The organism is Rhizobium binxianense, from assembly GCF_028994275.1.
Classification (GTDB): Bacteria; Pseudomonadota; Alphaproteobacteria; order Rhizobiales; family Rhizobiaceae; genus Rhizobium; species Rhizobium binxianense.
Genome location: NZ_CP118713.1, coordinates 4,360,367 through 4,382,347, shown reverse-complemented (window position 1 = coordinate 4,382,347; position 21,981 = coordinate 4,360,367). Strand labels below are relative to the sequence as shown.

The 21,981-nt window shown below is 61.3% G+C and carries 22 protein-coding genes and 1 tRNA gene; 7 read left to right on the top strand and 16 right to left on the bottom strand.

The annotated features are described in order from the left end of the window. Nucleotides 1–51: 51 nt before the first annotated feature. The 4 genes from PO860_RS21330 (at nt 52) to PO860_RS21315 (ending at nt 3,657) form a co-directional block, all read left to right on the top strand. Nucleotides 52–1,272, top strand: a complete 1,221-nt coding sequence (locus PO860_RS21330; protein ID WP_183610026.1) for a phosphopentomutase — start codon at nt 52–54, stop codon at nt 1,270–1,272. Next, nucleotides 1,269–2,237: an adenosine deaminase gene (locus PO860_RS21325; protein WP_273885416.1), complete on the top strand. Its 969-nt coding sequence runs from the start codon at nt 1,269–1,271 to the stop codon at nt 2,235–2,237. Before PO860_RS21330 ends, PO860_RS21325 begins: the two co-directional genes overlap by 4 nt. 93 nt (nt 2,238–2,330) lie before the next feature. Continuing rightward, complete coding sequence (gene upp / locus PO860_RS21320) at nt 2,331–2,960, top strand: uracil phosphoribosyltransferase (protein ID WP_012759721.1); 630 nt, start codon at nt 2,331–2,333, stop codon at nt 2,958–2,960. 127 nt (nt 2,961–3,087) lie between these two features. Continuing rightward, nucleotides 3,088–3,657, top strand: coding sequence for a TIGR02281 family clan AA aspartic protease (locus tag PO860_RS21315; protein ID WP_273885415.1), 570 nt, complete (start codon nt 3,088–3,090; stop codon nt 3,655–3,657). A gap of 3 nt (nt 3,658–3,660) precedes the next feature. Here PO860_RS21315 and deoA read toward each other — a convergent pair whose 3' ends face one another. The 9 genes from deoA to PO860_RS21270 form a co-directional block, all read right to left on the bottom strand. Beyond that, nucleotides 3,661–4,968, bottom strand: a complete 1,308-nt coding sequence (gene deoA / locus PO860_RS21310) for a thymidine phosphorylase (protein WP_273885414.1) — start codon at nt 4,966–4,968, stop codon at nt 3,661–3,663. A gap of 1 nt (nt 4,969) precedes the next feature. Further along, nucleotides 4,970–5,746 (bottom strand): deoxyribose-phosphate aldolase, encoded by a 777-nt coding sequence (gene deoC, locus PO860_RS21305; protein ID WP_272784673.1) that lies wholly within the window; start codon nt 5,744–5,746, stop codon nt 4,970–4,972. A 114-nt stretch (nt 5,747–5,860) separates the two neighbouring features. Then, nucleotides 5,861–6,661 carry a purine-nucleoside phosphorylase gene (locus PO860_RS21300; protein WP_183610021.1) on the bottom strand — a complete coding sequence of 267 codons (801 nt, stop codon included), beginning with the start codon at nt 6,659–6,661 and terminating at the stop codon, nt 5,861–5,863. After that, on the bottom strand, nt 6,658–7,047 hold the full coding sequence (locus tag PO860_RS21295) for a cytidine deaminase (RefSeq protein WP_004673557.1): 390 nt from the start codon (nt 7,045–7,047) through the stop codon (nt 6,658–6,660). The genes PO860_RS21300 and PO860_RS21295 overlap by 4 nt, the downstream gene beginning before the upstream one ends. 3 nt (nt 7,048–7,050) lie before the next feature. After that, on the bottom strand, nt 7,051–8,022 hold the full coding sequence (locus tag PO860_RS21290; RefSeq protein ID WP_183610020.1) for an ABC transporter permease: 972 nt from the start codon (nt 8,020–8,022) through the stop codon (nt 7,051–7,053). A 10-nt stretch (nt 8,023–8,032) separates the two neighbouring features. Further along, on the bottom strand, nt 8,033–9,136 hold the full coding sequence (locus PO860_RS21285; RefSeq protein WP_183610019.1) for an ABC transporter permease: 1,104 nt from the start codon (nt 9,134–9,136) through the stop codon (nt 8,033–8,035). Between the two features lie 7 nt (nt 9,137–9,143). Further along, nucleotides 9,144–10,655, bottom strand: coding sequence for an ABC transporter ATP-binding protein (locus PO860_RS21280; RefSeq protein ID WP_273882486.1), 1,512 nt, complete (start codon nt 10,653–10,655; stop codon nt 9,144–9,146). Between the two features lie 88 nt (nt 10,656–10,743). Beyond that, nucleotides 10,744–11,736: a BMP family lipoprotein gene (locus PO860_RS21275; RefSeq protein WP_183610017.1), complete on the bottom strand. Its 993-nt coding sequence runs from the start codon at nt 11,734–11,736 to the stop codon at nt 10,744–10,746. A 336-nt stretch (nt 11,737–12,072) separates the two neighbouring features. Beyond that, complete coding sequence (locus tag PO860_RS21270; RefSeq protein WP_273882484.1) at nt 12,073–12,390, bottom strand: hypothetical protein; 318 nt, start codon at nt 12,388–12,390, stop codon at nt 12,073–12,075. A 228-nt stretch (nt 12,391–12,618) separates the two neighbouring features. Between PO860_RS21270 and PO860_RS21265 the strand changes: the two genes are divergently transcribed. Further along, nucleotides 12,619–12,708 (top strand) — tRNA-Ser (locus PO860_RS21265). 279 nt (nt 12,709–12,987) lie between these two features. Here the strand turns inward: PO860_RS21265 and PO860_RS21260 are convergent. Continuing rightward, nucleotides 12,988–13,734 carry a hypothetical protein gene (locus PO860_RS21260; protein ID WP_183610015.1) on the bottom strand — a complete coding sequence of 249 codons (747 nt, stop codon included), beginning with the start codon at nt 13,732–13,734 and terminating at the stop codon, nt 12,988–12,990. A 217-nt stretch (nt 13,735–13,951) separates the two neighbouring features. Here PO860_RS21260 and PO860_RS21255 point away from each other — a divergent pair, with 217 nt between their 5' ends. Both PO860_RS21255 and PO860_RS21250 read left to right on the top strand, forming a co-directional pair. Next, nucleotides 13,952–14,161: a KTSC domain-containing protein gene (locus tag PO860_RS21255; RefSeq protein ID WP_097617185.1), complete on the top strand. Its 210-nt coding sequence runs from the start codon at nt 13,952–13,954 to the stop codon at nt 14,159–14,161. Between the two features lie 431 nt (nt 14,162–14,592). After that, complete coding sequence (locus tag PO860_RS21250) at nt 14,593–14,832, top strand: CrpP-related protein (RefSeq protein WP_097617186.1); 240 nt, start codon at nt 14,593–14,595, stop codon at nt 14,830–14,832. Here the strand turns inward: PO860_RS21250 and pncB are convergent. The 6 genes from pncB to PO860_RS21220 form a co-directional block, all read right to left on the bottom strand. Beyond that, nucleotides 14,814–16,118, bottom strand: a complete 1,305-nt coding sequence (pncB, locus tag PO860_RS21245; RefSeq protein ID WP_097617187.1) for a nicotinate phosphoribosyltransferase — start codon at nt 16,116–16,118, stop codon at nt 14,814–14,816. The genes PO860_RS21250 and pncB overlap by 19 nt on opposite strands. A 199-nt stretch (nt 16,119–16,317) precedes the next feature. Continuing rightward, complete coding sequence (locus PO860_RS21240; RefSeq protein WP_275037972.1) at nt 16,318–16,683, bottom strand: hypothetical protein; 366 nt, start codon at nt 16,681–16,683, stop codon at nt 16,318–16,320. 442 nt (nt 16,684–17,125) lie between these two features. Continuing rightward, complete coding sequence (locus PO860_RS21235) at nt 17,126–18,085, bottom strand: 2-hydroxyacid dehydrogenase (protein ID WP_097617313.1); 960 nt, start codon at nt 18,083–18,085, stop codon at nt 17,126–17,128. An 8-nt stretch (nt 18,086–18,093) separates the two neighbouring features. Next, the gene (locus PO860_RS21230) at nt 18,094–19,731 is read right to left on the bottom strand and encodes an ABC transporter ATP-binding protein (protein ID WP_273885410.1); all 1,638 of its coding nucleotides are present in this window, start codon (nt 19,729–19,731) and stop codon (nt 18,094–18,096) included. Beyond that, the gene (locus tag PO860_RS21225) at nt 19,728–20,876 is read right to left on the bottom strand and encodes an ABC transporter permease (RefSeq protein WP_273885408.1); all 1,149 of its coding nucleotides are present in this window, start codon (nt 20,874–20,876) and stop codon (nt 19,728–19,730) included. Before PO860_RS21225 ends, PO860_RS21230 begins: the two co-directional genes overlap by 4 nt. Further along, nucleotides 20,876–21,964, bottom strand: a complete 1,089-nt coding sequence (locus tag PO860_RS21220; protein WP_097617190.1) for a microcin C ABC transporter permease YejB — start codon at nt 21,962–21,964, stop codon at nt 20,876–20,878. Before PO860_RS21220 ends, PO860_RS21225 begins: the two co-directional genes overlap by 1 nt. Nucleotides 21,965–21,981 lie beyond the last annotated feature (17 nt).

Sequence of the window (21,981 nt, the reverse complement as noted above, 5' to 3'; positions counted from 1 at the left end):
GAGCTGCTTCCGATGTCCCGGAGGCCGGCGATCTGCTCTTTCGGGTGTTAAATGGCGCGTGCTTTTCTTTTCGTTCTGGATTCTTTCGGCGTCGGCGGTGCGCCGGATGCGGCGGCCTATGGCGACGAGGGCGCCGATACGCTCGGCCATATCGCCGAGTTCTGCGCAGCCGGAGCCGCAGACCGCGCCGGATTGCGCAGCGGGCCGCTTTCCCTGCCCAACCTGTCGGAACTCGGGCTGATGCAGATCGCGCGCTCGGCCTCGGGCCGGTTTCCGGCCGGCATGCCGGTTCCCGAGAAGGTCTACGGTATTTATGGCGCCGCCACCGAAATCTCCCGCGGCAAGGATACGCCGTCAGGCCATTGGGAGATCGCGGGAACACCTGTCAGTTTCGATTGGGGTTATTTCCCGACAGAGGGCGACGCCTTTCCGCCGGAGCTGCTGGAAGCGCTGTGTAAAGAGGCGGGCGTGCCCGGCATTCTCGGCAATTGCCATGCCTCGGGAACGGACATCATCGCCCGGCTCGGCGAGGAGCATATCCGCACCGGGAAGCCGATCTGCTACACCTCATCGGACTCGGTCTTCCAGGTCGCGGCGCACGAAGTGCATTTCGGCCTCGATCGCCTGCTCACTTTCTGCCGTTTGGCCCGAGGGATGCTCGATCGCTACAATATCGGCCGCGTCATCGCCCGGCCCTTCGTCGGTCAATCCGCCTCTACCTTCCAGCGCACCGGAAACCGGCGCGACTTCTCCGTGCTGCCGCCAGAGCCGACGCTGCTCGACCGGCTTATCGAAAACGGCCGGCAGGTGCACGCTGTCGGAAAGATCGGCGACATCTTCGCGCATCAGGGCATATCAAGGGTCATCAAGGCGAACGGCAACGAGGCGCTGATGGATGCGACGCTTTCCACCATCGACGAGGCTGCGGACGGCGATCTCGTCTTCACCAATTTCGTCGATTTCGACATGATTTACGGCCATCGCCGCGACGTGCCGGGATATGCCGCCGCACTCGAAGCCTTCGACGCACGCCTGGGCGAAGTCCACAAGAAACTGAAGCCGGGCGACCTCGTCGTGCTCACCGCCGACCACGGCTGCGACCCGACCTGGCGCGGCACGGACCATACGCGCGAGCGCGTGCCGGTCATCGCCTATGGCCCCGGCATCCGGTCGCGTTCCATCGGTCTGCGCCGCAGCTATGCCGATATCGGCGAAAGCGTCGCGCGCCATCTCGGCATTCCGGCCGGGTCGCATGGAAGGAGTTTTCTGTGACATCGCATCTGAAGAAGGTCGAACTGCACTGCCATCTGGAGGGTGCGGCACCTCCCGCTCTGACCCAAGCGCAGGCGCGCAAATACGGCGTCGACATCAGCAGTGAGCTTCGCGGCGGCGCCTATGTCTGGCATGATTTCGCAAGCTTCCTCGAATGTTACGACAAGGTATCCGAGGTCTACCGGACCGAGGAGGACTATGCACTTCTGACCGAAACCTATCTCGACGAACTCGCCGGCATCAATACGATCTACAGCGAACTGATCGTTTCGCCCGACCACGGCAAACGCATCGGGCTCGGCGCCGACGCCTATATATCAGGCGTCTGCGAGGGCATCCGGCGGGCCAGGGAAAAAAGCGGCATCGAGGCCCGCCTGATCGTCACCGGCGAGCGGCATTTCGGTCCGGAGAGTGTGATCGGCGCCGCCGAATACGCGGCCAGGGCCGGCAATCCCTTGATTACCGGCTTCAACCTTGCCGGCGAGGAGCGCATGGGACGCGTCGCCGACTATGCCCGCGCCTTCGATATCGCCCGCGATGCCGGCCTGGGTCTGACGATCCATGCCGGCGAGGTCTGCGGCGCCTTCAGTGTTACCGATGCGCTCGATGCCGTGCGTCCCTCGCGCATCGGCCATGGCGTGCGCGCCGTCGAGGATCTCGATCTGGTAAAGCGGCTTGCCGACCTCGGCACTGTGCTCGAGGTCTGCCCGGGCTCGAATATCGCGCTCGGGGTCTTTCCCGATTTCGCCTCCCATCCGCTGCGCCGGTTGAAGGAAGCCGGCGTGCGGGTGACGATCAGCTCGGACGATCCGCCTTTCTTTCATACCTCGCTGGAGCGGGAATACGAACTTGCCGCCGGGGCTTTCGGCTTCAGCGACGCCGAGATCGATGGCATGACGCGCACGGCGATCGAGGCGGCCTTCGTCGACGAAGAGACACGCAAGACCCTGCTTGCCCGGATTTAAGGGCGAGAGGCTGGGGAAGATTGGCCTCCACTCTTGCAGTCGGGCCGATTTCCGTGAAAGAAACATTCGATAGAAAGAATGAAAGGCTTCCCCATGGACGGCGTCACGGTCATCGATCACCCGCTGGTGCAGCACAAACTCACCATCATGCGGCGCAAGGAGACATCGACGGGAAGTTTCCGGCGGCTGCTGCGCGAAATCTCCACCTTGCTCTGTTACGAGGTGACCCGCGATCTCGAACTGACGATGGAAACGATCGAGACGCCGCTACAGACGATGGAATCGCCGATCCTCGAGGGCAAGAAGCTGGTCTTCGCCTCGATCCTGCGCGCCGGCAACGGGCTGCTCGAAGGCATGCTCGATCTCGTACCATCAGCCCGCGTCTCCCATATCGGCGTTTATCGCGACCACGAGACGCTGCAGCCGGTCGAATATTACTTCAAGGCGCCGGAGGATGTGGCCGAGCGCCTGATCATCGTCGTTGACCCGATGCTGGCGACCGGCAATTCGTCGATCGCGGCGATCGACAAGCTCAAGGAACGCGGCGCTCACAATATCCGCTTCCTCTGCCTGCTCGCCGCCCCGGAAGGCATCCGCAACTTCCGCGCCGCCCATCCGGATGTTCCGGTTTTCACCGCATCGATCGACAGCCATCTCAATGAGAAGGGCTATATCGTGCCCGGCCTCGGTGATGCCGGCGACCGCATGTACGGCACCAAATAGTTTCAGCCTTCCTTTACCAAATCGAAAGAGTTTAAAGGCCCGGATGGTTCGTTCCGGGCCTTTTGGTATGGATATTAGCAACTTATCAGGATTTGGAGTTTAGCAAGCTTGAAGCATGGGGCCCTGCATGAAGCCGGGTTTATACAGGAAGGATTTCTGTTTCATGCTCGTGCGTACCGTCATATTCGCCAGCATCGCCGCGGTGCTGGCCACACAGGCGCCTTCCTTCTTCGGAAGCACCGGCCAGCAGCCCGCCGACGCTCTTTCCGCCAATTACGTATCGCCTGAAAGCGACAAGCCTGCCGCACCCGCGCCGGTTTCCGGCAGCAACGCGATCCGTCTGCAGGCGGATGCGCAGGGCCACTATACCGGCAGCTTCAAGATCAACGGCAAGCCGGTGCAAGGCTTGATCGATACCGGCGCCACCTATGTGGCGCTCAACGAGACGTTGGCCCGCCGGCTCGGCTACACGGCCAACCAGCTCGATTTCCGCTATGGCGTCAACACCGCTAACGGTCAGACGAAGGCGGCGCATGTGATGCTCGACCGGGTGGAAATCGGCGGTATCCGCGTGCGGGAGGTCGAGGCCTTCGTCCTCAAGGACGATGCACTGACGACGACGCTTGTCGGTATGAGCTTCCTGCGGAAACTCGCCTCCTATTCCGTCGCCGGTGGTTCGCTCAGCCTCAAGCAGTAGGTGTCAGATTAGGCCTGTGATCACCGGCGTCGGCTCCGGCCGGTCCTCGGTGATGCGGTAATGCGCGGCAAGGGCGGCCGCCGCCTTCTCCGCCGCGGCTTCGTCGGCGGCATGAACCAGCGCGATCGGGTCGCCGGCACTGACACGGGTGCCAAGCGGCAGGAGTTCGGAGAAGCCGACGCGGTGGTCAATCCGGTCTTTGGGATGGCGTCTGCCGCCGCCGAGATCGATGACGCTGACGCCGATGCCGCGGGCATCGCAGGCGGCAAGCCAGCCGGACCGAGCGGCCGGGACAGATTTTTCCACCGGCGCCCTGGCCAGATATCGGTCGGGATTTTCGATGAGGTCGGCCGGCCCGCCGAGCATGAAGACCATGCGCGCAAAGACTTCAGCCGCCCTCCCCGATGACAAGGCCTGACGTGCCATCCCGTCAGCGTCATCAGACGAGGCGGCAACCCCTGATTTCACCAGCATTTCGGCGGCGAAGGCAAGGACGACGGTCGCAAGCCGTGTATCCGCCTTCCCACCCGCCAGGAAATCCAGACAATTGCGCATTTCGACAGCATTGCCGGCACTATCGGCGAGCGGTTGGTTCATGTCGGTGATCAGCGCCGAGGTCTTTACGCCTGCGCCATTGGCCACTTCGACCAGCGACCGCGCCAGGATCTCTGCCTGGGCGCGGTCGGCCATAAAGGCGCCGTTGCCGACCTTGACGTCGAGCACCAGCGTCTCAAGTCCGGCCGCCAGTTTCTTCGAGAGGATGGAGGCGGTGATGAGGGGAATGGAATCGACGGTGGCGGTCACATCGCGCACGGCATAGAGCCTGCCGTCGGCAGGCGCCAAGGTGCCGGTCTGGCCGATGATGGCGCATCCCGCCTCTTTTACGACCTTGTGGAACAGATCCGCATCCGGGGTGATCATATAGCCTGGAATGGATTCGAGCTTATCCAGCGTGCCACCGGTATGGCCGAGGCCGCGCCCGGAGATCATCGGAACGGCGAGGCCGCAGGCCGCAGCGATCGGCGCCAGCATCAGCGAAACATTGTCGCCGACGCCGCCGGTCGAATGTTTGTCGGCCATCGGGCGGTCGATGTCAGCCCATAGCAGCCGATCGCCGGAGTCGGCCATCGCCAGCGTCAAGGCGACGGTTTCCTGGCGCGACATGCCCTTGAACCAGACGGCCATGGCGAATGCGCCGATCTGGCCCTCCGACAATTGGCCGGCAGCGAGTGCCGCGATGAAAGAGTTGATATCGGCGGGGCCTAGTTCCTCGCCGTCGCGTTTACGCCGGATGATCTCCTGCGGAATCATCTCAATAGCTCGACGCCGCAGCAGATGACGGCTGCGCTCCGCCGAGAACCGCCAGGATATCGTCGAGCAGGCCGGAGGCGCCGAAGCGGAAGGTCGAGGGCATCGCCCAGTCCGGCGCCATGATGGTTTCGGCAAGGCTCAGATAAAGCGCTGCATCAGCCACCGAGCCGATGCCGCCGGCCGGCTTGAAGCCCACCTTGCGTCCGCTTTCGCGAATGGCGCGGATCATGATGTCGGCGGCTTCGAGCGTGGCGTTGACGGCGACCTTGCCGGTGGAGGTCTTGATGAAATCGGCGCCGGCGTCGATGGCGAGTTCGGAGGCGCGGCGGATCAATGCCGCATCCTTCAATTCGCCGGTCTCGATGATGACCTTCAGCAGGACCGGCCCGGTGCATTCGGCGCGCACCGTCCTGACCATGTCGGTCACCGCCTTCTCATTGCCGGCGAGCAGCTTGCGGTAAGGGATGACCAGATCGATGTCGTCGGCGCCGTCGGCAATCGCCTCGCGCGTTTCGGCGGCAACATCGGCCACTTCCATATCGCCGGAGGGGAAGTTGACGACCGTAGCGATGCGCACGGCATGGCCGGTACCGAGGATATTGCGGGCCTGAGCGACGAAGCGCGGCCAGATGCAGATCGCAGCGCTATTGCCGTAAGGCGTCTGCGCGCGGGCGCAGAGCGCCTCGATCTGCGCCTCGGTGCAATCGTCCTTCAAATTGGTGAGGTCGAGAAGGGAAAGGGCGACAGCCGCCGTCTCCCGGATGGAATGGCTATTCATTTTCACTTCCTCTGGAGCATGATGCCGAAACGTGTGAGCGGTTTTCTCATGACATCATGCTCTAACTATATAATTGAGAACAGGATTCAGATTTTAGGCCGACCCGGCCTAAAATCATCCTGTTCTAGCCGCAATCATCTCTTTCAATATGGCGGCGAGACGGGCGCCGCCGATAGGCGCCATGTCCTTGGTTTCATCATGGCTGAGCTCATTGCCTGTCATGCCTGCGCCATAGTTGGTGATAACGGAGGCGGCGGCAACCCTCAGGCCTAGCATTCTTGCGATGATGACCTCAGGCACCGTCGACATGCCGACGGCATCGGCGCCCAGGATGCGCGCCATGCGGATTTCGGCCGGCGTTTCAAAGCTCGGACCGGAGAACCACATATAGACGCCCTGCGCCAGCTCGATCTCGAGTTTCGCCGCCGCCTTCTGCATCGCCGCGGCCAGGCCGGCATCATAGGCATTGGTCATGCCGACGAAACGGTGGTCGCTTTCCTCGCCGATCAGCGGGTTCATGCCGGAATAGTTGATGTGATCGGCAATCCGCATCACCGAACCGGGCGGCATGTCGTCGCGCAGCGATCCGGCCGAGTTGGTCAGGATCAGCACTTCGACGCCGAGCGCCTTCAGCACCTCGATCGGCAGGCGCATGGCGTTGGCATCGCCCTTTTCGTAATAATGAACCCGGCCGGAGAGCATGACCACGGGTACGCCGCCCAGACGGCCGGCGACGACTTCGCCCGCATGGCCGGACACGGCGCTGACGGGAAAGCCCGGCAGATCCTTGTAGGGAACACGGACGGCGCCTACCAGCTCTCCGACGAGCGAGCCGAGGCCAGAGCCGAGCACAATGCCGTGGCGCGGCTTGATGCCGCCGAGCAATGCGGCGAGCAGGTTGACCGTCGCCTTCATCCGAGTTCCGTCTCGAAGCTGAAGGGAAGAAGCTCTTCCATCGTCATGGTCTTCTGCACGCCCGCCTCATCACAGAGGTAGATCTTCGTGTCCTTGGAAGCGAATTCGGAGATCTTCTGGCGGCAGCCGCCGCAGGGCGGGCAGAGCGGCAGTTTCTCCGCAATGACGGCCATTTCGACGATCTTCCTGGCGCCGCCCATGATCATGGCGCTGATCGCCGTCGGCTCGGCGCACCATCCTTGCGGAAAGGAAAGGTTTTCGATGTTGGCGCCGGTATAGACCTTGCCGTCCTCGGCGCGGATCGCCGCGCCGACCGGGAATTTCGAATAGGGCGCATGGGCAAAGGCCATGGCGCCGCGGGCGGCCTCGAACAGATCGTGAGACATATATCAACGCTCCTTCGTATAGGGCACGCCGCCGGCCTTCGGCGGGATCGCGACGCCGATGAAGCCGGCAAGCAGGATGCAGGTGAGGATATAGGGCAGCGCCTGGAAGACCTGAACTGGCACCTCGCCGATCAGCGGCACCTGCTTGCCCTGCATGAAATTCGCCAGCGCATCGAGGAAGCCGAACAGCAGGCAGGCAAACATCACGGGCACCGGTTTCCATTTGGCGAAGACCAGGGCGGCGAGCGCGATATACCCCTTGCCGGCGGACATGTCCTTGATGAAGGCGGCGGACTGGGCGATCGCCAGATAGGTACCGGCAAAGCCGCAAAGGATGCCGGCGCACATGACGGCGCGGTAACGCAGCCAGGCGACCGAAATGCCGGCCGTATCGACCGCGCCCGGATTTTCGCCGACGGCACGCAGCCTGAGGCCGAAGCGCGTGCGGTACAGCACCCACCAGGAGAAGGGCACGGCGAGGAAGGCGAGATAGGTGAGGATATTGTTGCCCGATATGACGTTGGCGTAAACCGGGCCGACGATCGGTATGTCGCGGGCGACATCGGCGCCCGGCAGGATGATCGGCGCGAAGCGCGCATCCGCCGGCAACTGCGGCGAGCGCCCGCCCTGACCGAACCAGGCCTGACCGAGCACGATGGTGATGCCGGCGATGAAGAAGTTGATCGCCACACCCGAGATGATCTGGTTGCCGCGATTGGTGATCGAGGCAAAGCCATGCACGAGGCTGAGCGCCACCGAGCAGACTACGCCGGCGCCAAGGCCTGCCCAGGCCGAGCCCGTGAGATAGGCCACACAGGCGGCGGCGAAGGCCGAGCCAAGCATCTTGCCTTCGAGACCGATATCGAAGATGCCGGCGCGTTCGGAAAACAGGCCGGCAAGTGCGGTGAAGATCAGCGGAATGGAGAGCCGGATCGTCGAGCTCAGAACGCTGATGAAAATGTCATAATATTCCATCATCCGCTCCTCAGGCTCGCTTGAACTGCTGGTAGATGTGCACCATTGCCGGGCGGAACATATATTCAAGCGCGCCGGCAAACAGAATCACCAGACCCTGAATGACGAGGATCATCTCGCGGGTGATGTTGGGCATTTCGAAGGAGATCCAGTCACCGCCCTGATAGAGGACGCCGAAAAGAATCGCAGCGAAGATAATGCCGAGCGGATGGTTTCGTCCCATCAGCGACACGGCGATGCCGACGAAGCCCGCGCCACCGACGAACTCCACCTGCAGACGGGCCGACGAGCCCATGACCGGATTGAGCGCCATCATGCCGGCGAGCGCGCCAGAGAGCAGCATGGCGATGATGATGGTGCGCGCATGGGGCGTGCCGGCATAGTCGGCGGCTGTCGGGCTCATGCCCAGTGTACGCATATCAAAGCCGAGCTTGCTGCGCCAGACCAGCACCCAGACGAACCAGGCGGCGAACAGCGCGATGATGAAGGAGACGTTGAACGGGGCGGCGCCCAGTTTGGCTCCGAACATCGTCATGACCCAGCCGAGCTTCGGAAGCTGTCCGCCTTCGAGGAAGGTGCGGGTTTCCGGCGCCATCTTGCCCGGCACGATCAGCACATGCACCAGCAGATAGACCATGAGGGCAGCTGCGATGTAATTGAACATGATCGTCGTAATGACGATGTGGCTGCCGCGCTTTGCCTGCAGGAAAGCTGGAATGAAGGCCCAGGCTGCGCCAAAGATACCTGCGCCGATAACGGCGATCGGCATCGTCACATACCAGGGCACATAATTGTCAAGCGCCAGCGCCACCAGCGCACACCCAAGCCCGCCAATATAGGCCTGACCTTCCGAGCCGATGTTGAAGAGGCCGGCATGGATGGCAACGGCGACGGACAGGCCGGTGAAGATGAAACTCGTCGCATAGTAGAGCGTGAAGCCTATGCCTTCGCCGCTGCCGAAGGCGCCCTCGATCAGCAACGAGAGGGCGGCAAGCGGGCTTTCGCCGATTAGCCAGACGACGAAACCTGAGATCAGGAAGGCGACGACAAGGTTCAAAAGCGGGATCAGACCGTAGTTGATCCAGTTTGGTAGCGGAACGGAAGCAGTGCTCATAAAGGCCTCACGCGGCAATGCCGGCCATCATCAGGCCGAGGGTCTGTTCACCGGCATCGGGCGTCTTCTCGCCGACCACATGGCCGGCGAACATGACAAGGATACGGTCTGAAAGGGAGCGGATTTCATCGAGTTCGACGGAGACGAGCAGGATCGCCTTGCCGGCGTCGCGCATTTCGATGATCCGGCGGTGGATGAATTCGATGGCGCCGATATCGACTCCGCGGGTCGGCTGGCCGATGATCAGCATCTTCGGGTCGCGTTCGATCTCGCGGGCGACGACGATCTTCTGCTGGTTGCCGCCGGAGAAATTCGCCGTCTTCAGCCGCGGGTTCGGCGGGCGGATGTCGTATTTTTCGATCTTCTCCATCGCATCCTTGCGGATCGCTTCGAGATCGAGCAACGGGCCTTTGCCGTAGCCCGGGCGGCGATGGTAGCCGAGCACGGAATTTTCATATTCCTCGAACTTCAGAACCAGGCCCATATGATGACGGTCCTCGGGAATATGGGCGAGGCCGAGTTCGCGCAGGCGGGCGGGATCTGCCTTGTCGATCGTCTGGCCGTCGAGAAGGATTTCGCCGGAGGCCGGCTTGCGGATGCCGGCAATCGCTTCCAGCAATTCGGACTGGCCGTTGCCGGCGACACCGGCAATGCCGACGATCTCGCCGGCGCGCACGTCGAAGGAGACATTGTCGACCATGGTGACGCCGCGATTGTCCTTGACCGAGAGGTTGCGGACGGAGAGCACGGCGGCGCCCGGGTTGGCTTCACCCTTCTGCACGCGCAGCAGCACACGGCGGCCGACCATCAGCTCGGCAAGCTCCTCCACCGTCGTTTCCGCCGTCTTGCGGGTGGCGACCATCTCGCCGCGGCGCATGACGGAAACCGTATCGGTGATCGCCATGATCTCGCGCAGCTTGTGGGTGATGAGGATGATCGTCTTGCCCTGGTCGCGCAGCACCTTGAGGATGCGGAAAAGGTGATCGGCTTCAGCCGGCGTCAACACGCCCGTGGGCTCATCGAGGATCAGGATCTCGGCGCCGCGATACATGGCCTTCAGAATTTCGACGCGCTGCTGCAGGCCGACCGGAAGCTCTTCGATCAGTGCGTCCGGATCGACCTCGAGGCCGTATTCCGTTTCCAGCCGCTTGAGTTCGGCACGGGCCGAGGCCACGCCTCTCGCCAGCAGCATGCCGCCTTCAGCGCCGAGCATGATGTTCTCAAGCACGGTGAAATTATCGACCAGCATGAAATGCTGATGCACCATGCCGATGCCGGTGGCGATCGCCGCCTGGCTGTCACGGATGGTGACCGGATTGCCGTTGACGCGAATCTCGCCGCTGTCGGCATGGTAGAAACCATAGATGATCGACATCAGCGTCGATTTGCCGGCGCCGTTTTCGCCGATGATGCCGTGGATCGTCCCCTTGGCAACGGTAAGGTTGATGTCCTTGTTGGCATGGACGGCACCGAATTTCTTATCGATGCCGACAAGCTCGATAGCGGGCTTATCTGTCACAGCAGGCTCCAAATAAGAAAAGGGCGTATGGCGAAAATCCCCTCCGCCATACGCCCGATCTCAATCGTCGATTACATCAGGGCGCGGTTCACTTCGGGCAAGCATTGTCCGAGGTATAGTCGTGAACCTTGACGGTCCCCGCGATGATATCGGCCTTGGCCTTGTCGACGGCAGCCTGCATTTCCGGCGTGATCAGCGACTTGTTGTTGTCGTCGATCGCAGCACCGACACCGTCTTCCTTGACGCCGAGCGCCTGGACACCAGCGGTGAACTTGTCGTTCTTGGTGTCGTTATAAGCGTTATAGACGGCGAGGTCGACGCGCTTGACCATCGAGGTCAGGACCGAACCCGGATGAAGATGGTTCTGGTTGGAATCGACGCCGATCGACAGCTTCTTGTTGTCGGCGGCAGTCTGCAGAACGCCAAGGCCGGTGGCGCCGGCTGCCGCGTAAATGACATCGGCGCCCTGGTCGATCTGGTTCTTGGTGAGTTCGCCGCCGCGAACCGGGTCATTCCAGGCCGCGCCCGTGGTGCCGGTCATGTTCTGGAACACTTCGACATCGGCCTTGGCAGCGCGCGCACCCTGCTCGTAACCGCATTCGAACTTGCGGATCAGCGGAATATCCATGCCGCCGACGAAGCCGACCTTGCCTGATTTCGATGCCATGCCGGCGAGAATGCCGACGAGGTAGGAGCCTTCTTCTTCCTTGTAGACCACCGAGCGGACGTTCGGCTTGTCGACGACGGAGTCGACGATGATAAACTTGGTATCCGGGAACTCAGCCGCGACCTTCTCGATCGCCGAAGTCCAGGCGAAGGAAACGGCAACCACCGGATTGAAACCGCGGCTTGCGAAGTTGCGGATGGCCTGTTCGCCCTGGGTGTCGCCCGTCGGCTCGAAGTCGCGGTAGGCGATGCCGGTCTCGGCCTTGAATTTTTCGGCGCCGTTATAGGCCGCTTCGTTGAAAGACTTATCGAACTTCCCGCCGGTGCCGTAAACCAGCGCCGGCTTGACATCGGCGGCAAGCGCCGTCGTCGACATGGCAGCCACGGCAAGGAGAGTGAGAAGGGATTTTTTCATTGTGCAGCCCTGTTGTTGCTATTCGTTAGGGGTCCTCCCGCAAGCCCTTTTCGGACATGTCTGCGGAACCACCGACCTCCCCCCGGAGGCCTGGCTGCGCGCATCCTTGCATGGCTCACGGAAAAATTCACCAGAAATTTTTCAGGCGGTAAAGATTTGCAGGGATTGCCGAAAATCCATTCGTCGGGGCTGATTTTTAGACGTTTCTGCCGCCTGGATGCCAAAATTCCAGCCAATCCGACAGCCATGTGGGGGCTTATGGAAACATTGGCGGCCGATCGGATCCCGGCCGGGCCGCGGCGGCAAAATCCGCTTCCCTATGCGATAAAGCGACCCCTATGCCGTGAAACGACCGGCCACCGGCGGCTTCTTGTAGCCGATCATCCAGAGAAGCAGCGCGATCACCAGGAAAACCGCAAAGGCCGGCTGGAGCATCAGCCATTGGAAGATGAAGGTGTAGAAACGCGGGTGGATATAATAGGAAAGGGAGGATTGCAGCGAGGTCAGGGTTGCCGGGCTGACATCCTGCCAGGCATCGGAGATCGGCGTCATCACCACGGCGGAGGCCGCAACCGATTGGATCGAATCGATGGTCCCGGCAATAACGGCCGCCGCAAGCGCGACAAGACTCGCCAGACGCAACAGGAAACGCATCAATTCCTCCGACGCTTCGATTTGCCGGACAATCCCGGCCGGCCGCGCCATTCTCCACCTTGAGAATTACATAGTCGTCGCTGAGGTGAAGCACAATGGACGGGCGGAGGCGAGTTTTATCGGAAGAAGTCAAAAAACTGTTAGATTTCGGTTGATCGACAAAAATTCATCGGTATATATCGCGCCGTTCCGACGATTTGCTCCTCTCCGGGCGCGAACGCCAAAAAAGGACAGGTGGCCGAGTGGTTTAAGGCGCACGCCTGGAACGCGTGTGTACGTGAAAGCGTACCGTGGGTTCGAATCCCACCCTGTCCGCCATTTTCGTTAAAACCATTGCTGCTTTCTCTCTTTAGCGAGGCCCTCAAATCTCTCGCAAGAATCCAATTGCATGCGGCAGCCGAAACTCTGCACCCGGCCGAGATCCACGGCGATCAACGACCCGTAGCTGTGCGTCAGAAGGAACCTGTTCCCTTCCAACCACGGGCAGTAGTGATCGACACCAGGCTGAAAGTGGGAAGGCGACTTGAGCGGCCGAAAGCCAATTAACCGGACGGTCGCCGATGCGACCGGAGGGATCAGCGCGAGGACAGCCAGACTCTATTCGAATACCTCCGAGACATTTGCCGCTGAGACGGCCCCCCCTAGAGGCCCTCTTTCGGAAATCTGGAATTTGCGAGCCAGAACAATTGAAACATAGCATATTCCAAATGTCGACGCGGATTGAGAGATCACCAGCAACGCCAAAGCGATCAGGTTTAGTTTTCCGCCCTGAAAGACGCTATCGGCTTCGTATGACATCGATGCCGCTGCCGTTATCAATATGAAGGCAGCAACGAAGGGAAGAACAAGACCGGCAAACAGGCGCAGAAAGGTCGGAACTAAACCATATCGTCCCCTGCTCAAAGCATCGGCAAGCCCGCTCTTCGAACCCGCAATTCCGGCAGTGGGCCAAGTTCCGACAAGGGCAAGGAGCAGCGGATAGACGATTGCAATCACCGCAAGGCATAGGAGCAGGAATACGTCCCTCGAAAAGGACGCGGCACCCAATGCGATGGGGAGGCCGACCCCGACTCCCATCACGGCGAGCATGATGAGCAGGTTTTTCCAGATGTAGCCACCGATGCCGCCCATGCCTCCGCTGTTGAGGCCTAATACTTTGCCGTCTCCATTTAATATTGCACTCTGAACGCAATATCCAAAATAGAGAACAATAAAATACCGCGTCGAACTACTGCCGCCTCGACCGCTGTAATCCTCAAAAGCGACGACCGCGCAACCGATTGCAACAAAAACACACGCAAAAGACAGATTACGTCTTATAAAGGAAATCGTTTCACCTAGCATTGCACCCCTGCCATCCCTCGCCTCTGGATCGAAGATATCGTCATTAAAAGATCACGCTGTCAAACGCCCGAGTCTGTTCCACCAAGTTTGTGCAGGGAAGGCGAACCCGTAAGGTGACGACTCTCGCAAGATTCCTGATTTTTTACCATGCGGCTTCACCGTGTCTTTGCACGTTTGGGTTTAGGTTCTGCCAAACCAAAAAACAGAGGTAAAACAGGTGGAAGAACTTTCGGTAAAGTCGAAGATCATCAAATCCGTCTATTTCAGCCAGGACGACGGGCGGCTCAGGATTTGTTTCAAGAATGGCGAGGAGCGTCTGTTTGCGGGCGTTCCCTCCTCGGAAGTCCATGCGATGACGGCAGCGCCGTCTCCCGGCCACTATTACCTCGACCGGATCAGAACCCGGTTTCGCAGACTGGCGGCCTGAAAAGCCGAGGGGCGCTGCCGGCCGACGATGCAGGATGCACTGGATCGGAACAGGTCCGGTGGATATTAACCGGCCGTTAGCCATCGATGACATCTTGGTTGGATCGCACCGGCCGGAACGCGGCAACGTGTCGGCGCTGCCGGCTTGTTCAAGGTCGGCCAGCCGGGAGGCTTGGCGGCGGACCCCAGCCAGGAAGCCGAGCCTCCCCGTCACAAGGTGTTTGTGGAGCATGATGCCGAAACGCCCGAGCGGCTTTCAGGCGCCAGCAAGCTCCCTTGTCTGACCGACATGGGATGGTACCGGGGCCGGTCACCCCTGAATTAGCGCATTGGGGCTAATCCTGTGAAAAACCCGAATTATCGAATCTGGACTCGACAATGCTTTATTAGCATGCTTGCATAAAGCTATCGGATAGGACCCGGGGGGTGATAATGTTCGAGAATCTGCTGGAGATGCAGGAGCGTGGCGTGCGGGACCGCGCGCGCGGCCGCAGCCTGGACGACAATCCGATGTCGAAACCGGATGTCCTGCCGATTGCCGATTTCCAGGAATGGTACTCGATGTTCGACGCCTGGCGATTCGGCTGGTCGATCGAGGATGCGATGGCGGGACATGGCAATGCGCCACGGGAGGGCGGCGCCTCGTCGCGGACCTACACCAGAACGGTCTGATCGATCCTGTCTTCGGCGCCGAAGAATTTCAGATAGCGCTCGACCTCTGCCGGTTCGCCGGTCGCCTTCTGCGGATTGTCGGAGAGCTTCACCGCCGGGCGGCCGTTGGCGTCGCTGACCTTGCAGACGATGGAGATCGGGTTGAGGCCGGAAATTTCGGTCGGCGCGCAGCCGGAAAAATCGTTGGTCAGGTTGGTGCCCCAGCCGAAGCTCATGCGCACGCGGCCTTCGAAATGCCGGTAGGTATCGATGATGGCGTCGACATCGAGGCCGTCGGAGAAAATCAGCAGCTTCTGGCGCGGATCGCGACCCATCTTCTTCCACCAATCGATAATCTTTTCACCGCCTTCGATCGGCGGGGCACTGTCCGGACGGAAGCCGGTCCAGTCGGCGACCCATTCCGGCGCGTCGCGCAGGAAAGCAGCAGTACCGAAAGCATCCGGCAGGACGATCAGCAGGTTGCCGCCATAGAGCTTGTTCCAGTCGCGCAGGATCTTGTAGGGCGCATTGCGCAGCTGCTCGTCGGTTTGCGCAAGGGCGGCAGCCACCATCGGCAGCTCGTGGGCATTGGTGCCGACGGCTTCGAGATCGGAATCCATCGCCAGCAATACGTTGCTGGTGCCGGTAAAGGCCGGGCCGATGCCTTCCTTCAGCGCCTCGACGCACCAGCGCTGCCAGAGGAAACTGTGACGGCGGCGGGTGCCGAAATCGGAGATGCGCAAGCCCGGCAGTTCCTTCAGCCGTTCGACCTTCGACCACATCTTCGCCTTGGCGCGGGCATAGAGCACATCGAGGGTGAAGGGACCGAGCGCCTTCATCGCCGAGCGCGACCTGAGCTCGTTGACGATGGCAAGCGCCGGGATCTCCCACATGGTGGTTTCCTTCCACGGCCCGTGGAAATCCAGTACATATTGCCCGTCCTTCTTCGACAGCTCGTATTCGGGAAGCTGGAAGTTGGAAAGCCAGGCGAGGAATTCCGGCTCGAAGATCTGGGCGCGGCCGTAGAAGCTGTTACCCGCCAGCCAGATCATCTCCTTCTTGGAGAGTTTCAGCGTGCGGGCGTGATCGAGCTGTTCGCGCAATTCGCCTTCGTCGATCTCATCGGCGAGGCGCACGCGCTTGGTGCGGTTGATGAGGGTAAAGGACGCGTTCACGTCGGGATAGAGCTTCCAGATCATCTGCAGCATCAGCAGCTTGTAGAAGTCGGTATCGATCAGGCTGCGGACGATCGGATCGAGCTTCCAAGCGTGATTGTAGACGCGTCTTGCGATATCGGTCCTGGCCATGAGATTCCTGCCCCTGTCCACTCCGGTCAGGTGCTGCCAAGTTCCCGAGTGCTGCCAAGTGCGGGGCCGGCACACGAAACCGGCTCGTGCGCCTTCTTATCGAAAAATCGGCAGAGAAAGTCCAGACAAATCAATAAACATCCCGCCGCGGTACGGCGGCGGGATGCGGGAAATCATCTGCCGACGCTCATTCCGACGCTCATTGCGCCGGCGCGGCAGGTTGAGCCGGGGTTGCAGGCGTGACGCCGGAGGCGGCCGGGGCGGTATTCTCAGTCTCTGTGGGAACCGCAGTGCCGTTCTGGAGCGTTGGCGGAGGCGCCGCATCAGGCCGCTGCGACTGTAGCTGCTGGCCGGGCTGCTGTGGCGCCACCTCATTTGCTTCGCGCTTGCCCCAGATCTCAACCGGTATCCAGACCACGAAAGCGAGCACCAGTGCGGCAAGCAGCACCAGCAGGACGCGATAACCCGTCCGCCCCTGCCTTGCCTTCACCGGCGGGATCTGCTCTTCGCGATGAAGCTTGCCGTCGGACTTTTCCCAGCGTGTTTCCGTCTGATGCGCCATCATCGTCTCCTTCCGCTGCCTTGACGGGCCGATCCGGCCCCAAAGAATTCCGCAGAAGAAACGGGTGGGTGTCGGGAAGGTTCCCCCGGGTTTTGGAGCCTTTCCGGATTAGATTGCAGCATTCTGTTGGCTCAAACGGAGTCGGATGGTCGACCGGCCGGCGCGCGTCGTAGCCCAGCTCTACGGCCAAGCCGGCCGGTCGATCAGCCGGCCCGTTTCAGCCAACCCTCCCGCAGATTTGCCTGGCAAATCTGCAAGACTTAAAATCGCCGGACGCACTTGTCGCTTCGCCATGGCGAAGCGGTGCGGCCGGTGGGCCGGGCATCTTTCCGCCAGGGCAAAGGCGATCGGCTCGGACGTACCTTGGGGTATGCCCTTCGCCAATCGCCTTTGCCCTGACGAAAACCTGCTCCGGCAGAATGCTTCAATCTAACCCGGAAAGGCTCTAGTAGCCGACGGCGCGGTCGACCACGAATTGCAGCGGCTCGCCGCGCTCGAAACGGGCGATCTGCGCCTCGACATGACGGAATAGCGCGTTTTCTTCAGAGACTGCCGCGTCGTGCGGCGTGATGAAGACGTTCTCCAATTCCCACAACGGGTTGTCGGGGCCAAGCGGCTCCACCTCGAAGACATCGAGGGAAGCACCGCCCAGCGTACCGCTGCGGATGGCGGAAACGATATCGGCCTCGACCTGGCTCTTGCCGCGGCCGGCATTGATGAAGACCGGCATTCCGAGCGCGCCGTTGCTGCGGAGCTTTTTGAATAGCCCGCTATCATAGAATCCCGTCGTCTCCGGCGTCAGCGGCAGCAGGCCGACGAGGATGTCGGTCTTGCCGAGGAAGCTGTCCAACCCGCCGGCATCGAAGGTTTCGACGCCGTCGATGTCTTTGCGGGTGCGCGACCAGCCGATGACGTTGAAACCCATTACCTTCAGCTTGGCGACCGCATCCAGCCCGAGAACACCGAGACCCATGACGCCGACCGTGACCTCCGCCGCTTCCGGCGCGGTCAGCTTGGCCCACTCACGCCGCCGCTGATGGCTGTCATGGGCATATTGCCCGCGCAGATGCAGCAGGCATTGCATGACCACCCATTCGCTCATGCGGGTCGTCAGGCTGCGGTCGACGAAACGCACGATCGGGATCTCGGGCAGGCCGTCCATGCCGATAATATGGTCGACGCCGGCGCCGCCCGAGAAAATCGCCTTGAGGTTCGGCGCCCGCGCGAAAAGGTCGGCGTCCGGCTTCCAGACAAGCGCGTATTCGAGACGGCTGAGATCACGCTTCCCGTTGGCGGGATCGGCGAGATTGACGCTGCCGCGATCGGCAAAGGCCGTCTTCAAAACGCGGGCGACGCCTTCGGGATTGAACTTGATATCGACGAGAACGGGAGGAGGTGTGGGCATGATCAACTTTACTGCTGCACGGCGGGCGTCGGCACCGCCTCGATGTTGAAGGCGGCGGCCATCAGCGCCCTGGTGTAATCGTCCTTCGGCGCACGGAAGATTTCCGCGGACGGTCCTTGTTCCACCACCTTGCCGAAACGCATGACGATGACGTCGTTGGCGAGCGCCTTCACCACCTTCAGGTCGTGGCTGATAAAGAGATAAGCGAGATCGTGCTTCTGCTGCAGATCGCGCAGCAGATCGACCACCTGGGCCTGCACGCTCATATCAAGCGCGGAGGTCGGCTCGTCGAGCATGACGAAGCGCGGCTTCAGCACCATGGCCCGGGCAATGGCGATGCGCTGGCGCTGGCCGCCGGAGAACTCGTGCGGATAACGCCAGCGGGTCATGGGATCGAGACCCACCTCCTCCAGCGCCCAGCAGACGCGCTGGTCGCGCTCTTCCGATGTCAGTAAGCGCTCATGCACCTTCAACCCTTCGGCGACGATATCGCCGACCGACATGCGCGGACTGAGCGAACCATAGGGATCCTGGAAGACCACCTGCAGCTGGTTGCGCAACGGCCGCATCTCGCTGAACGAATAGCCGGCTATATCCTTGCCGACAAAGGCGATCCGCCCTTGCGAGGAGATCAGCCGGGTGAGCGCCAGGCCGAGCGTGGTCTTGCCGGAACCGGATTCGCCGACGACGCCGAGCGTCTGGCCGGCGCGCAGCGAAAGGTCGATGCCGTCGACCGCCCTGACGTGATCGACGACACGGCGCATCAACCCAGCCTTGATCGGGAACCAGACGCGAATGTCAGACCCTTCCATCACCACCGGCTTCGACGGATCGGCCAGCGGCGGCTCGCCGCGCGGTTCGGAGGCGAGAAGGTGGCGGGTGTATTCGTGCTTCGGGTTGGTGAAGACGTCCTCGACGGTTCCGGTTTCGACGATCCTGCCCTTGGTCATGACGCAGACGCGATCGGCGAATTTGCGGACGATGCCGAGATCATGGGTGATGAACAGCATCGACATGCCGTGCATGGCCTTCAACTGCCGCAGCAGCTCAAGGATCTGCGCCTGCACGGTAACGTCGAGTGCCGTGGTCGGCTCGTCGGCGATCAGCAATTCCGGCCGGTTGGCAAGTGCCATGGCAATCATGACGCGCTGGCGCTGGCCGCCTGACAGTTCATGCGGATAGGCCTTCAAGCGCTTTTCCGGCTCGCGGATTCCGACCTGGTTCAGCAATTCCAGCACGCGCTCACGCGCCGGCTGGCCGGTGAGGCCCTGGTGCAGCGCCAGGATTTCGGCGATCTGCTTTTCGATCGAATGAAGCGGATTGAGCGAAGTCATCGGCTCCTGGAAGATCATGGTGATGTCGTTGCCGCGCACCTCGCGCAACGCCCGCTCCGACGCCTTCAACAGGTCCTTGCCCTTGAACAGGATTTCACCGGAGGGATGGCTTGCCGAGGGATAAGGCAGAAGCCGCAGGATCGAATTGGCCGAAACCGACTTGCCGGAACCGGATTCGCCGACGAGCGCCACGACCTCGCCCTTGGCGATGTCGAAGGAGATGTGATCGACGGCCAGCGAAGTCTCACCGCCCTGGTGAAAGGCAACCGAGAGATCGCGGACGGAGAGCAGCGTTTCTGTCATGTCACTCATTGAAACGTCTTTCTCGGATCGAAGGCATCGCGCACGGCTTCGCCGATGAAGATCAGCAGGGACAGCATGATCGACATGGCGAAAAAGGCCGTCAGCCCGAGCCAGGGCGCCTGCAGGTTGCTCTTGCCCTGGGCGATCATCTCGCCGAGCGAAGGAGAGCCCGGCGGCATGCCGAAGCCCAAGAAATCGAGCGAAGTCAGCGTGGTGATCGAGCCGGAGAGGATGAAGGGCAGGAAGGTGAGCGTCGCGACCATGGCATTGGGCAACAGGTGGCGCCACATGATGGTGCGATTATTGACGCCGAGCGCGCGGGCGGCGCGGACATATTCGAAATTGCGGGCGCGCAGAAATTCGGCGCGCACGACGCCGACGAAGCCGACCCAGGAGAAGAGCAGCATGATGCCGAGCAGCACGAAGAAGCCGGGCGGCAGCAGTGCGGCGATGATCAGCAGGATGTAAAGCACCGGCATCGACGACCAGATCTCGATGAAGCGCTGCAACAGCAGATCGGTCCAGCCGCCGAAATAGCCCTGCACCGCGCCTGCCGTCACACCGATGATTGCCGAGCAGATGGTCAGCACCAGGCCGAAGAGCACGGATATGCGGAAACCGTAGATGACGCGGGCCAGCACGTCGCGCGCCTGATCGTCAGTGCCGAGCCAGTTGAGATTGCCGAGGGTGCAATCCGGATCATTCACGCCTTGCGGATAACCGGCGCAGCGCTCCTCCTTGGTCATCAGCCAGAAGGGGGCGGTGGGGGCCGAATGCGGAATGTTGGAATTGACCGAGCGGTAGGAATAGCGGATCGGCGGCCAGATCATCCAGCCATTGGCATTGATCTCGTCTGAGATCACCGAGGAACGGTAGTCGGTCTCGGCCAGGAAGCCGCCGAACTTATCCTCAGGATAGTCGACGAGGACAGGAAACAGGATCTCGCCCTTGTAGGAGGCGACGATCGGCCGGTCGTTGGCGAGGAATTCGGCAAACAGGCTGAGGACGAACAGCAGCAGGAACAGCCACAGCGCCCAGTAACCGCGGCCGTTTGCCCGGAAATTCTGCCAGCGGCGGATGTTGGTCGGCGAGAGCAGGCCCTTGCGCGGCGGCTTGACGGGTGTTGCGACAGCAGGATTTGCGGCGGCGTCCATCAGACATCCCTCCGCTCGAAATCGATGCGCGGATCGATCCAGGTGTAGATCAGGTCGGAAACCAGGCTGACGACGAGGCCGAGCAGCGAGAAGATGTAGAGCGTTGCGAAGACGATCGGATAATCCCGATTGATGACCGAGAGATAGCCGAGACGACCGAGGCCATCCAGCGAGAAGATGTTTTCGATCAGCAGCGAGCCGGTGAAGAAAGCGGAAATGAAGGCGCCGGGAAAACCGGCGATGATGATCAGCATGGCGTTGCGGAAGACATGACCGTAGAGCACCTGTCGCTGGTTCAAGCCCTTGGCGCGGGCGGTGACGACATATTGCTTCTTGATCTCCTCGATGAAGGAGTTCTTGGTGAGCAGCGTCGTCGTCGCGAAGGCGGAGAGCGAAAGCGAGATCAGCGGCAAGGTCAGGTGCCAGAAATAGTCGAGCGGCTTCTGCCACCAGGCCAGCTGGTCGAAATTGTCGGAGACGAGACCGCGCAGCGGAAACCAGTCATAGAAGGAGCCGCCGGCAAAAAGCACGATCAGCAGAATGCCGAAGAGGAAGCTCGGCACGGCATAGCCGACGACGATGACGCCCGAGGTCCAGACATCGAAGGTCGATCCATCCTTGACCGCCTTGCGGATGCCGAGCGGGATGGAGATGGCATAGGAGAAGATCAGGATCCAGATGCCGAGCGAGATCGACACCGGCAGCTTCTCTTTGACGAGTTCGAGCACGGAGGTGTTGCGGAAGAAGCTCTCGCCGAAATCGAAGCGGATGTAATTCCACATCATCTCGCCAAAACGGGTCAGTGGCGGCTTGTCGAAGCCGAATTGCTTTTCGAGCTTGGCGATCAGTTCCGGATCGAGCCCCTGGGCACCGCGATATCTGGAGCCTTCGTCGCTGCTGCCGCCGCCGAGAAGATCACCACCGCCGGACAGGCGCTGGTCGGCACTGTCGGCCTGGCCGGTCAATTGGGCGATCACCTGCTCGACGGGTCCGCCGGGGGCGAACTGAATGACAGTGAAGGAAATCGCCATGATGCCGACGATGGTCGGGATCATCAAAAGCAGGCGGCGAAGGATATAAGCGCCCATCAGCCTTCAGCCTCCGG

What these genes read in the sequence shown, in the direction of transcription:
- PO860_RS21330 (WP_183610026.1), top strand. Translation starts at nt 52, where the DNA reads ATGGCGCGTGCTTTTCTTTTCGTTCTGGATTCTTTCGGCGTCGGCGGT.
- upp (WP_012759721.1), top strand. Translation starts at nt 2,331, where the DNA reads ATGGACGGCGTCACGGTCATCGATCACCCGCTGGTGCAGCACAAACTC.
- PO860_RS21260 (WP_183610015.1), bottom strand. Translation starts at nt 13,734, where the DNA reads ATGCTAGGTGAAACGATTTCCTTTATAAGACGTAATCTGTCTTTTGCG.
- PO860_RS21295 (WP_004673557.1), bottom strand. Translation starts at nt 7,047, where the DNA reads ATGTCTCACGATCTGTTCGAGGCCGCCCGCGGCGCCATGGCCTTTGCC.
- PO860_RS21270 (WP_273882484.1), bottom strand. Translation starts at nt 12,390, where the DNA reads ATGCGTTTCCTGTTGCGTCTGGCGAGTCTTGTCGCGCTTGCGGCGGCC.
- PO860_RS21220 (WP_097617190.1), bottom strand. Translation starts at nt 21,964, where the DNA reads ATGGGCGCTTATATCCTTCGCCGCCTGCTTTTGATGATCCCGACCATC.
- deoC (WP_272784673.1), bottom strand. Translation starts at nt 5,746, where the DNA reads ATGAATAGCCATTCCATCCGGGAGACGGCGGCTGTCGCCCTTTCCCTT.
- PO860_RS21290 (WP_183610020.1), bottom strand. Translation starts at nt 8,022, where the DNA reads ATGGAATATTATGACATTTTCATCAGCGTTCTGAGCTCGACGATCCGG.
- PO860_RS21235 (WP_097617313.1), bottom strand. Translation starts at nt 18,085, where the DNA reads ATGCCCACACCTCCTCCCGTTCTCGTCGATATCAAGTTCAATCCCGAA.
- deoA (WP_273885414.1), bottom strand. Translation starts at nt 4,968, where the DNA reads ATGATTCCGCAGGAGATCATCCGGCGTAAACGCGACGGCGAGGAACTA.
- PO860_RS21315 (WP_273885415.1), top strand. Translation starts at nt 3,088, where the DNA reads ATGAAGCCGGGTTTATACAGGAAGGATTTCTGTTTCATGCTCGTGCGT.
- PO860_RS21275 (WP_183610017.1), bottom strand. Translation starts at nt 11,736, where the DNA reads ATGAAAAAATCCCTTCTCACTCTCCTTGCCGTGGCTGCCATGTCGACG.
- PO860_RS21225 (WP_273885408.1), bottom strand. Translation starts at nt 20,876, where the DNA reads ATGGACGCCGCCGCAAATCCTGCTGTCGCAACACCCGTCAAGCCGCCG.
- pncB (WP_097617187.1), bottom strand. Translation starts at nt 16,118, where the DNA reads ATGGCCAGGACCGATATCGCAAGACGCGTCTACAATCACGCTTGGAAG.
- PO860_RS21230 (WP_273885410.1), bottom strand. Translation starts at nt 19,731, where the DNA reads ATGAGTGACATGACAGAAACGCTGCTCTCCGTCCGCGATCTCTCGGTT.
- PO860_RS21285 (WP_183610019.1), bottom strand. Translation starts at nt 9,136, where the DNA reads ATGAGCACTGCTTCCGTTCCGCTACCAAACTGGATCAACTACGGTCTG.
- PO860_RS21250 (WP_097617186.1), top strand. Translation starts at nt 14,593, where the DNA reads ATGTTCGAGAATCTGCTGGAGATGCAGGAGCGTGGCGTGCGGGACCGC.
- PO860_RS21240 (WP_275037972.1), bottom strand. Translation starts at nt 16,683, where the DNA reads ATGATGGCGCATCAGACGGAAACACGCTGGGAAAAGTCCGACGGCAAG.
- PO860_RS21300 (WP_183610021.1), bottom strand. Translation starts at nt 6,661, where the DNA reads ATGAAGGCGACGGTCAACCTGCTCGCCGCATTGCTCGGCGGCATCAAG.